Origin of the sequence: Pandoraea soli, from assembly GCF_902459595.1 — a bacterium.
Taxonomy (GTDB): Bacteria; Pseudomonadota; Gammaproteobacteria; order Burkholderiales; family Burkholderiaceae; genus Pandoraea; species Pandoraea cepalis.
The window spans coordinates 69345-80330 of record NZ_CABPSG010000014.1; the positions used below are offsets into that span (position 1 = coordinate 69345).

The following is a 10986-nucleotide window of genomic DNA, read 5'->3' on the forward strand; positions in this document are numbered from 1 at the left end:
AGACGCATCAAAGCGCGGGCGGCGGCGCCGATGTCGCGCCGCCGAAGCTCACGCGTACGCGAAGCCCCCGGCCGTTGCGGGCATCGAACAACTCGACGTGCGCACCATGCGCCTGTGCGATGTTGCGCACAATCGCCAGCCCCAAACCGCTGCCCTGCGCACGAGGGGTATCGACATCGTCTTGCGCCGCGTCGCTCGCCGGCGCCGAATGGCCGGGCGCGGCCCCTTCCACCGACGCCGCACCGCCACGGAAGAACCGGTCGAACACGCGCTCGCGCTCGGCGGGCGCAATGCCCGGCCCGGTGTCTTCGATCTCCACGACCGGTGCCGGCGTTGCCGCCACCAGACGCACGTCGACATGACCGCCGCGCGGCGTGTATTTCAGCGCGTTGTCGACAAGATTGCCAAAGAGCGTGTGCAACGCGTTCGCCTCGCCGCGCACGCGACTGACGGCCGCCAACGCGTCGGGAGCGTCCAGCCCGAGATCGATCCCACGCGCCACCGCCAGCGCCGCATGATGCGCCACCACCTCGCCCAGCAACGGGGCCAGCGGCACCTCGACGAATGCCGCGGCCGCACGCGTGGCATCCGGCTCCTGTCGCGCGAGCGTGAGCAATTGGGCCACCATGTGCGAGGCGCGTCGCACGCCGTCGCGCAGATCCCGCATCGCCTCGGCCCGCTCCGCGTCGGTGTGGGCACGGTCAAGCAGTTGGACTTGCAGTTGCAGCGCGGCGAGCGGCGTGCGCAATTCGTGCGCGGCGTCGGCCACGAAGGCCTTTTGCTGCGCGAGCGACGCGTCGAGCCTGCCGAGCAGACTGTTGAGCGCGCGCACGAGCGGACGCACCTCGTCGGGCAAGCCGACCTCGGGCAAGGCATCCAGCGCCCCCGGCGCACGCGTGTCTAGCGCCTTCGTCACGCGACGCAGCGGCTGCAAACCGCGCCCCACCACGATCCAGACGAGCAACGCGAGCACCGGCATCGCGACCACCAGCGGCAATAGCGTGCGCACCGCCATCGAGACCGCGAGCGAATCGCGAATGACCATCGGCTGCGCGAGCTGCACGACGTTGTCGCCCACGAGCGCTGCGTAGACGCGCCAGTCGCCTTCGGGCGTCTGCACGGTCGTGAAACCGAGTTCCGCGCGCGGCGGCAACGGCGTGCTCGGGTGCGAGTAGTACAACTCCACGCCGTTGCGGCTCCATATCTGGATGACGAGTCCGCCTGACTCGTTGTGCGCGCCCGGCACGCTCGAAAACGGCTCGGCCGGCAGCGACAGGGCCATTTGCTGCAACTGGAAATCGAACAGCGCGTTGGCCTCCGTGCGCGACTGGCGGAAGATGGCGATGCCCGCGAGCAGCAGCGCCACCGCGAGCGTGATCAGCAAACCGAAAAGGAGACGACGGCGAATCGAGCGCATCAGTTCGCCTCCGGTGCCGTCGTGCCGGCCGCAGGCGGCGTCTCACCCGTTTGCACGGGCATCATGTAACCGACCCCACGCACCGTGCGAATGGCGTCCGCGCCCAGCTTCTTGCGCAGCCCGTGGATGTGAACTTCCACTGCGTTACTCGCCACTTCCTCGCCCCAGCCATAGATGCGCTCTTCCAACTGCGCCTTCGACAGCACCGCGCCCGGCCGATTGAGCAACGCTTCGAGCACGGCATACTCGCGCGCGGACAGCCCCACGGGCGCGCCACCGCACGTGACCTGGCGCGTCGCGGGGTCGAGCACGATACCGCCATGACGCAGCAACGGCTCGCTGCGCCCCGCCTGACGTCGCACCAGCGCACGCAAGCGCGCCGCCAGCTCGTCGAGATCGAACGGTTTGACAAGGTAATCGTCGGCGCCGGCGTCGAGCCCTTTCACGCGGTCGGCCACCGCATCGCGCGCCGTGGCGATGAGCACCGGCAACGTCTGGCCGCGCGCGCGCAACGTGCGCAGCACGTCGATACCGTCGCGGCGCGGCAATCCCAGATCGAGCAGGAGCGCGTCGTACGACTCGAGCGAGAGCACGTCGAGCGCGCGCTGACCGTCGCCGACATGATCGACGGTCCAGCCGTCCTGACGCAGTCCTTTCATGACAGCCGTAGCGATCATCGCATCGTCTTCCACCAACAAAATTCGCATGGATTGAGCACCGGTTGAGACCCTCTCCGGGCGTGTCACTGGCGGCCGACGCAACGCGGTATGCGCTTGCATGATGTTGCCTTGGCGTGACACTCGCCGGTTTTCGACCCATTGTAGCGACAGTTCGTTGCATGACCGCCTTACAATGGCACGCATGGGCCGCGCATGGCAGACGCACGTCGCGGCCCCGCAACCCGCTTATCGCTTCGCCGCCGCGTCCGCATCGCCTTGCCTGTGCCCGTCGTACATTCAGGCCGTACGGTTTCGCTGCGCGCAACACTGGAGACCCTCGCCCGTCATGCGCGTTCCTCGCCTGCTTCGCAGCGCCTCTCGCTCCCCCGACATTTCGGGCTCACTGCGCAGCCCCCTTCATTCGCCGCCATCGGGCCGCCTCATGAGCAACGTCGCTCGCGCGTGTTGCGCGGCGCTGGCACTCGCGATGGTCGTGAGCAGCCCGGTCCAGGCGAAGCCGCTCAAGCACGCGAAGATGCCCAGGGTACCAGCGAGCGCCGCGCGCGCCACGCCGCTGCCGCCCGAATTGGCGCGCGCCCTCGCCGCCAGCAAGGTTCCCGCCGCCCATGTGAGCGTGATCGTCGCGAAGGTCGACAACCCGCTGCAAACGCGGGGCCGCATCGGGCCGCCACTACTTGCCGTCAATCCGAACGTGCCGCGCAACCCGGCCTCGACGATGAAGCTCGTCACGACGATTGCGGCGCTCGACACGCTCGGTCCCGACTATCGCTGGCGCACGCAGGCCTTCACCGACGGCACGTCCGACGGCCGCACGCTCAACGGCAATCTGTATTTCAAGGGCTCGGGCGACCCGAAGCTCGTGCCCGAGGAGATGGAGAAGTTCGTCGCCGAGTTGCACCACGCCGGGGTGACGAACATCAACGGCGACATCGTGCTCGACCGCTCCGCCTACAGCGCGGACATCGGCGACACCGGGGCCATCGACGGCGGTGACGACCGGCCGTACAACGTCGCACCGGATCCCCTGCTGTACTCGTTCAAGGCGGTTTCGTTCAGCTTCACCGGCAATCCGAACGGCACCGTCGAGGTCGGCGTGCTGCCGCCGCTGGCGAACCTGCAAGTGGCAAACAACCTGTCGTCGACCGGCTCCGGCCACTGCGGCGACTGGCTCGCCCGCATTCACCCCACGCTGAACGCGATGGCCGACGGCAGTTACGTCGCGCACTTCTCGGGCACGTATCCGGCCTCGTGCGAGGACAAGGGCTGGAACGTGGCCGCCCCCGATCGCGATCAATTCTTCCTGGGAGGCTTCCGCGCCCTGTGGCAAGCCTCGGGCGGACAGTTCAACGGCAATGTGCGCACGGGCGTCGTGCCGCCGGGCGCCCACCTGCTCGTCACGCATCGCGGCCAGACGCTGGCCGAAGTCGTGCACGACATGAACAAGTTCAGCAACAACGTGATGGCCCGGCAACTGTTCCTGACGCTGGGCCTCGCCGCCGACAACAACCGCACGCCTGCCAGCCTGACGCGCTCGCGCGACGTATTGAACCGCTGGCTCGACAAAAATGATCTCGCCATGCCGGGGCTCGTGGTGGAGAACGGCTCGGGCCTGTCGCGCATCGAGCGCATCAGCGCGACCGATCTGGCCAGTCTGCTGCAACACGGCATCAACAGTCCGACCGCCCAGGTGCTCATCGAATCGATGCCGACCGTCGGCGTCGATGGCACCATGCGCAATCGGCTGATGAACCGCGACGTCGCCGGCAACGCGCATATCAAGACGGGCACGCTCGACGATGTGGGGGCCGTGGCCGGCTACGTCGGCTCGCGCTCCGGCAACATCTACGTGGTGGTCTCGCTCGTGAACGATCCGCGGGCGAGCCAGGCCCGCGGGTTCAACGACGCGCTCATTTCGTGGGTGTACGAGAACGCGCCCTGATGGGGAAGCTGCGCACCGTCTGAAAAGGTGGCTCTCCTGAGCGCATTTGACGTTTCCCTCTAACCGCCGCGCTGTCGCATGCCATTCGCGTCAGAATAGACGTTCCATCGGTGCCACCGTCGCCAAGACGCCGGGGCACCGATTCCGATGACCCCATCGTGAGGAGACGCGAGGTCATGAACGTCGAGTTGATCCTGCTGGCGCTCGCGCCGGTGTTCGTGCTGTGCATCGGCATCGAAGCCTGGTACTGGCGGCGCCGCCGCCCCGGCATGTACAGCCTGAAGGACACGGTCAGCAACGCCACGCTCGCGCTCATGCACCAGGGTGCGGACAAGCTGGCCTGGCTGCTCATCGTGCCGTTTTACGCGTGGCTCTACGACCATCACCGCCTCTACACGATGCCGGGCGGGTGGCTCGGCTTCGCGCTGCTCTTCATCGTGCAGGACTTTCTCTACTACGTGTTTCATCGCGCCAGTCACCGAATCCGCTGGCTGTGGGCGGCACACGTCGTGCACCACTCGTCGGAGCGGCTCAACCTGTCGACGGCCTTCCGGCAAAGTCTGATGTATCCGGTCGCGGGCATGTGGCTGTTCTGGACGCCGATGGCGCTCGTCGGCTTCACGCCGATACAGATCGTCGGCGTGGTCTTGCTCAACCTCGCGTTCCAGTTCTTCGTACACACCCAGGCGATTCCAAAACTGGGCTGGCTGGAATACGTGCTGAACACGCCGTCGATTCACCGGGCCCATCACGCGCGCAATCCGCGCTATATCGACCGCAACTATGCGGGGGTGCTGGTCGTCTGGGATCGGATGTTCGGGTCTTACGTGGAAGAAAGCGAGGCCGAGCCGTGTGAATTCGGCATCGTCGATCCGATCCGCACGCACAATCCGATCACGCTGACCTTTCACGAATGGCAGGCGATGGCGCGCGACGCGCTCACGATGCCGGGTTGGCGCAACAAGGCAATGGCGCTGTTCGGGCCGCCCGAGTGGCGACGCGCGTGGCAGGCGGCACAAGTCGCGGCAGGACAGACGGTCACGCCATCGGCCGGCGGATTATCGGGAAATCTGGGAAATGTTGGGGACGTTGGGGCGTCGCGCCACACGCCTTGATCGTTGACGAGGCGCGATCGCCTCGCCAGCCCGCCACTGCGCGTTATGTGCGCTCGAACGCCGCTGCTGCGCGGCCCAGGCGGTCACCGACCGCCGCCCATGCCGGGGTGTCCGGCAGACGCTCAAACAGGATATGCGTGACATTGGCGCGGTCGAGCCGGCGCAACATCGCGTAAAGGTCGGTCGCGAGCGCGGCGGGCGTGGCCGGTAGCACAACCTTCACGATATCGGCCGACGCCGACGCGTCGGCGGGCAGCTTAGCAAGCGTTGACGCGAAGGCCACCACCGCCACGCGCTCGCCCCCGGGACGCATCGCCAGCGCGGGTGCGAATTGATCGGCATCGCACAGGTACAACGGTGTGCGTGGGGCGTAATGCGCCTTGAGCGTGCCCGAGGCCCGCGGCGCGTCGGCGTCCTGCCCCGGCAGACGCGGCATCTCGCCAAGCACCTCGGCAATCTGCTCGGGCGTGATATGTCCGGGGCGCAGCAACGCGGGGAAGCCGCGCGACAGATCCACGATCGTCGACTCGATCCCCACGGCGGCTTCACCGCCATCGAGCACATGGATGGTCACACCGGGCAGTCCGGCGAACTCGTCGCGCACGTGCTGCGCCGCCGTCGGACTGACCTGACCGAAACGATTGGCCGAAGGGGCGGCCACACCGCCTTGTCCCCGGGGGCCGCCCTTGATCCGGGCAAACTCGCGCAGCAACGCCTGCGCCACGGGATGCGACGGGCAACGCAGCCCCACCGAATCCTGCCCGCCGGACACGGCATCGGGGATATGCGGCGCGCGCTTGAGAATCAACGTGAGCGGGCCGGGCCAGAAGGCATCCATCAGCTTGCGGGCGGCGGGCGTGACATCGTCGCTCCAGTAGCCGGGGTCCCCTTCAGGGGAGACGTGCACGATGACCGGATGATTCGCCGGACGGCCTTTCGCGGCATAGATGGCCGCGATGGCCGTCGGATTTTCCGCGTCGCCGCCAAGGCCGTAGACCGTTTCCGTCGGGAATGCGACCAGCTCACCGGCCGCCAGTTGTTCGGCGGCCTTCGTGATCGCGTCTGCCGGCGGCATGACGATGTGCGGCGCTTGAGGCGACGTCATCGCTCAGTCTTCCAGCGGGATGTCGAGGCTCGCCGCCGCCGTCACGCACGCTTTGCGCGCTTCGTCCAGCGACGCGCCGGCAAACGTGATGTGGCCCATCTTGCGGCCGACACGGGCGTCTTCCTTGCCATACAGATGCAGGCGCGCCGAGGGCAGCGCCACCACGTCCGCCCACGCGGGCGGGCGCGGCCGATCCTTGGCCTCGCCTTCGAACCAGACGTCGCCCAGCACGTTGAGCATCACCGCGGGCGAGTGCTGACGCGTCTCGCCGAGCGGCAGCCCGGCCATCGCACGCACCTGTTGCTCGAACTGGCTGGCCGCACAGGCGTCGATCGTGTAATGCCCGCTGTTGTGCGGACGCGGCGCCATTTCGTTGGCGACGAGCGAGCCGTCCTTGAGAATGAAGAACTCGACGCACAGCACGCCGACGTAATCCATTTGCGACGCGATCCTGGCGGCCGCGGCGCGTGCGGCATCGGCCAGCGCCGGCGCGGCGTCGGGCGCGGGCACCGTCGTGGTCGCGAGAATGCCGTCGATGTGCACGTTCTGGGCGAGCGGATAGGTGGCGACTGCGCCGTCCGCGCCACGGGCGCTCAGCACCGACACCTCGAAGGCCAGCGCCAGACGCTTCTCCAGCACGCAGGGCACGCCGCCGAGCGCCGTATAAGCGTCGCGGGCCTCGGCGACCGTATTCACGCGCACCTGGCCCTTGCCGTCATAACCCAGACGCGCTGTCTTCAAAATGCCCGGCAGCACGCGTTCGATGGCCGCATCGCCGATGACCGCGAGCGCCTCGTTCGATTCGATGACCAGATGCGGGGCCACGGGCACGCCGCAACTTTCGATGAAGCGCTTTTCCGCCACCCGGTCCTGCGCGATCGCGACACAGCGCCCCGCGGGGCTCACGGTCGTGGACGTGGCGAGGAAGTCGAGCGACTGCGCCGGCACGTTTTCGAACTCGGTCGACACGGCCGGGCACAGCGACGCCAATTCGGCGAGCGCCGACTCGTCGCGATAATCGGCCACGATCAGGCGATCGGCCACGGCACCAGCGGGACAGCGCGGATCCGGGTCCAGCACGCAGACCTTGTAGCCCATCGACTGAGCGGCAAAACAGAACATGCGGCCGAGTTGGCCGCCGCCCAGCATACCCAGCCATTGGCCGGGAAGGACGGGCGCAGCAGAGGCAGAATTCATCTTGGTTGAGGCGCTGACAGTAGCAGGGACGTGTTGTTCTTTTACAGCGTGGGCAGGGTCATGCCGCGCGCCGCTTCGGTCTGCTTCGCACGGAACGCGTCGAGCTTGCCGGCGAGCGTCTTGTCGTCGGCCGCCAACATCGCGACGGCAAACAATGCCGCGTTGGCCGCGCCCGCCTCGCCAATGGCGAACGTGGCGACGGGCACGCCCTTGGGCATCTGCACGATCGAGAGCAGCGAATCTTCGCCGCGCAGATACTTGCTCGGCACCGGCACACCCAGCACGGGCACGGACGTCTTGGCAGCGATCATGCCCGGCAGATGCGCGGCACCGCCCGCACCCGCGATGATCGCGACGAGTCCGCGCTCGCGCGCGGCTTCGGCGTAGCGGAACATGTCGTCCGGCATACGGTGCGCGGAGACGACCTGTGCCTCATACGGCACACCGAACTCGGCCAGCACGGCGGCCGCGTTCTTCATCACTTCCCAGTCCGAGTTGGACCCCATCACCACGCCAACGCGCGGGGCCACGGCTTGTTTCTCGCTCATGTCGTCAACGTCCCGCTCAGGCCAGTTGCTGACCGGTCAGGCGCTCGAGCGCCTCGCGGTACTTGGCGGCCGTTTTCTCGACCACTTCGTCCGGCAGCTTCGGGGCGGGCGGCGTCTTGCCCCACGTCTGCGTCTCGAGCCAGTCGCGCACGAATTGCTTGTCGAACGACGGCGGGTTGCTGCCCACGACGTACGAATCGGCCGGCCAGAAGCGCGACGAATCGGCCGTCAGCGCTTCGTCCATCAAGTGCAGCTTGCCATCGTCGTCCAGACCGAATTCAAACTTCGTGTCGGCGATGATGATGCCGCGCGTGGCCGCATAGGCCGCCGCTTCCTTGTACAGACGAATCGAGATCTCGCGAATTTGCTCAGCCAGTTCACGGCCGATACGACTCACCATCTCGTCGAAGCTGATGTTCTCGTCGTGCTCGCCCAGCTCGGCCTTGGCCGCCGGGGTGAAGATCGGCTCGGGAAGTTGCTGCGCGTTCTGCAGACCGGCGGGCAACGTCACGCCGCACACGGCGCCCGTTGCCTGGTAGTCCTTCCAGCCGCTGCCGGCCAGATAGCCGCGCACCACCGCTTCCACGAGGATCGGCTTGAGGCGCTTGACCACGACCGCACGGCCGGCGACCTGGGCGGCTTCGTCGCTTGAGACGACCGTCTCCGGCGCCACGCCCGTCAGGTGATTCGGCACGACGTGCGCGAGCTTGTCGAACCAGAAGTTGGCCATCTGGTTGAGCACGCGGCCCTTGCCCGGAATCGGCTCGCCCATGATCACGTCGAACGCCGAGAGGCGGTCCGTCGTCACGATCAGCAGCTTGTCGTCGCCGACGGCGTAGTTGTCGCGCACTTTGCCGCGCGAGAGCAGCGGCAGGCTCTTGAGGGAGGATTCGTACAGGGCGTTCGGAGCGGGGGTAGTCACGGCGGGACCCAATATCAGGAAGGGCAAAGGCGTAATTATACGCGCGTCGGGCGGCGTTTCACGAAGATGTGGGTCCGGCGTGGCACCGGGCCCCTTCACCCTCGCTTCAATGCGCAGCGCCGGCTCCCCCCGACGCGCTCCCCCTTACCGCTGCGGGTGACGGAACCGAAGTTCCAGCCGCGCTTTTTCCGCCTCGTGGATCAGCAAGGCGACCACCGGCACCCGCGAGATCGGGTTCGTCAAATAGCCGTCTTGACGCAGGCACGCCCGATACCAGCCGGCCACCGACGAGGCTTCGTAATACTTGTTGTCGCACGTCAGCCCGTAATCGTCGAACGACACCAGGCGCACGGCGTCCGGGCTGTCCGGGTCGATATCGTCCTGCGAGATCCGGTCGATGTGCCCGTCGACATAGCTCGGACTCAGGAATCGCACACCGCTCAGGACATGGATTTCGTCTCGCAGCCAGAGCAACGCCATGCCGGCCGGCAAGCCGCCCGAGGCGAGCAACGGGGCGACGCGGTCGAAGTTCGCTTCCAGAATATCGGCTGCACGGCGACGTCCGGCGTCGGTCTGCCAGTCGATGGCGGCGCCGCGCGCGGCGGTCAGTTCCGGCAGCCGCTGCCGGAGCAGATGCACTTTGCGCTCCCAGCGCGGCTCCCCTCGCCCCGGGCTGCGAAGCATGTCGAGCAATCGGGCAAATTCCGCAATGAGATCGAAGCTGCGCGAGGCGACGTTGATATGATGGTCGCTCGCCTCCGAACGCTGCGCGATCACTTGTGCCGCCAGATCGTTACGCACGTGCGCGTCACCGCACCGGAGTTGCAACGCCGCGCTGGCCGCCACGGCGCCCGGACGCGCAATGCCACGCTCCGAGCACACGAGCGCGATCTTGCCCGGGTTCTCTCGCATGAACGTTGCCACGCCCCGACCGGCACGCCATAGCACCTCGCGGGGAATCTGTGCGTCGAATCGCTCCATGCCCGTGAACTCCATGAACTGCACATGCGACAGTCCGCCGTCGAGGCCGACGGGCGACGCTTGCGGCGCAGCAGACCCGCGTGCGCCTCGCGCGCCGTCCATCACGCTCAGGATGTATCCGTCAATCGGGCGCTCGTGGTAGCCCGGGGCACTCGTCGTGTCGATCGGCGCGTTACGAACCTGCATGGCGCCCGGCTCGACGCAGAAAATCGCGCCGATCTGCGGATGTGTCTTGAGCATGCGGGTGAGCACCGAGGCCTCTGCCGGCGTCGCGGTCGGGCCCACGATGAATCGATGCCCGCCCAATTCGATCAGGCCGAAGCGCGTACATTTGCCGTCCACACGGATGAGCGTCGACGTATTCACGCCATAGGCCTCGACCCACGGGTCTGCCCCTTCCCCGCTCGCCCACTCGGGCGCCGGGTCATCCGCCCCCCAGAGCGCGATCGGCGCGGGCGTATCGACCGTTGGCGTCGGGCGAGCCTGCCAGTCGGCGGCCATCGACCGCATGGATGTCGTGCGCACCGACGGCCCGGGTACCGAATCAGGTGTGGGGGCATGGGCCTCGCCGGTCACATCGGCGCCGCGTTGCGGCACGCGCGAGGACGCTGCCCGATTCGCGGCGGAGGTCATCGTCCTCGCCATGGACGAACGCCGCGACGGCGGCCGAGACGCCTCCTCGGAACTGGATAGCCCCAGGCACCAAGCGACGGTCTTGGGAAGGCGATTCAATGGCATCGATATCTCCGGCTGGCCCATCATTGGCATGGGCGGATTGGCGGGGGGCACCGGAGACTGCCACGCGATGTCGCACCGGACTTCAGGAATCGGCGGATCGCTGTCGTTTTGCACCGTCGCAATGCGGGCGCCCTCCCCGCCTGTCTCCGCGCCGGATGTTGCCTAGAATGGAAGCGTTCACCTGAACCAAGGCGCTGCCATGACGATCACATCGACACCCGGACCTGTCTGGCCGACCCGTGCAGGGCAATGCGTCGCAACCCTCGCCGCCGTGCTGGCGCTCGCGAGCCTGCCCGTGCGGGCGCAAACGGCGGCGCCGCACGCGGCCGCGCCGCCGGCTGCCG

General features: G+C 67.5%; 9 protein-coding genes. 2 read left to right on the top strand and 7 right to left on the bottom strand.

Features of this window, described 5'->3' with window-relative positions; all coding sequences use genetic code 11:
- Nucleotides 1–7: 7 nt before the first annotated feature.
- Both PSO31014_RS19410 and PSO31014_RS19415 read right to left on the bottom strand, forming a co-directional pair.
- On the bottom strand, nt 8–1417 hold the full coding sequence (locus PSO31014_RS19410) for an ATP-binding protein (protein ID WP_150553109.1): 1410 nt from the start codon (nt 1415–1417) through the stop codon (nt 8–10).
- A complete protein-coding gene (locus tag PSO31014_RS19415) occupies nt 1417–2124 on the bottom strand; it encodes a response regulator (protein ID WP_150553110.1) in 708 nt (235 codons plus the stop codon). Before PSO31014_RS19415 ends, PSO31014_RS19410 begins: the two co-directional genes overlap by 1 nt.
- A gap of 394 nt (nt 2125–2518) precedes the next feature.
- Between PSO31014_RS19415 and dacB the strand changes: the two genes are divergently transcribed.
- Nucleotides 2519–4036 carry a D-alanyl-D-alanine carboxypeptidase/D-alanyl-D-alanine endopeptidase gene (gene dacB / locus PSO31014_RS19420; protein ID WP_174976591.1) on the top strand — a complete coding sequence of 506 codons (1518 nt, stop codon included), beginning with the start codon at nt 2519–2521 and terminating at the stop codon, nt 4034–4036.
- 176 nt (nt 4037–4212) lie between these two features.
- Entirely contained in the window at nt 4213–5151 is a 939-nt protein-coding gene (locus PSO31014_RS19425) for a sterol desaturase family protein (protein WP_150553112.1), read from the top strand.
- Nucleotides 5152–5194: 43 nt separating this feature from the next.
- On the opposite strand, the gene PSO31014_RS19430 is transcribed toward PSO31014_RS19425, so the two are convergent.
- The 5 genes from PSO31014_RS19430 to PSO31014_RS19450 all read right to left on the bottom strand — a co-directional run bounded on the left by PSO31014_RS19430 (nt 5195) and on the right by PSO31014_RS19450 (nt 10537).
- Nucleotides 5195–6256, bottom strand: a complete 1062-nt coding sequence (locus PSO31014_RS19430; RefSeq protein WP_150553113.1) for an L-threonylcarbamoyladenylate synthase — start codon at nt 6254–6256, stop codon at nt 5195–5197.
- 3 nt (nt 6257–6259) lie between these two features.
- On the bottom strand, nt 6260–7453 hold the full coding sequence (locus PSO31014_RS19435) for a 5-(carboxyamino)imidazole ribonucleotide synthase (protein ID WP_150553114.1): 1194 nt from the start codon (nt 7451–7453) through the stop codon (nt 6260–6262).
- Between the two features lie 41 nt (nt 7454–7494).
- On the bottom strand, nt 7495–8001 hold the full coding sequence (gene purE / locus PSO31014_RS19440) for a 5-(carboxyamino)imidazole ribonucleotide mutase (protein WP_150553115.1): 507 nt from the start codon (nt 7999–8001) through the stop codon (nt 7495–7497).
- A gap of 16 nt (nt 8002–8017) precedes the next feature.
- The gene (locus PSO31014_RS19445) at nt 8018–8923 is read right to left on the bottom strand and encodes a phosphoribosylaminoimidazolesuccinocarboxamide synthase (RefSeq protein WP_246176872.1); all 906 of its coding nucleotides are present in this window, start codon (nt 8921–8923) and stop codon (nt 8018–8020) included.
- Between the two features lie 144 nt (nt 8924–9067).
- Nucleotides 9068–10537: a hypothetical protein gene (locus PSO31014_RS19450; protein WP_150553116.1), complete on the bottom strand. Its 1470-nt coding sequence runs from the start codon at nt 10535–10537 to the stop codon at nt 9068–9070.
- Nucleotides 10538–10986 lie beyond the last annotated feature (449 nt).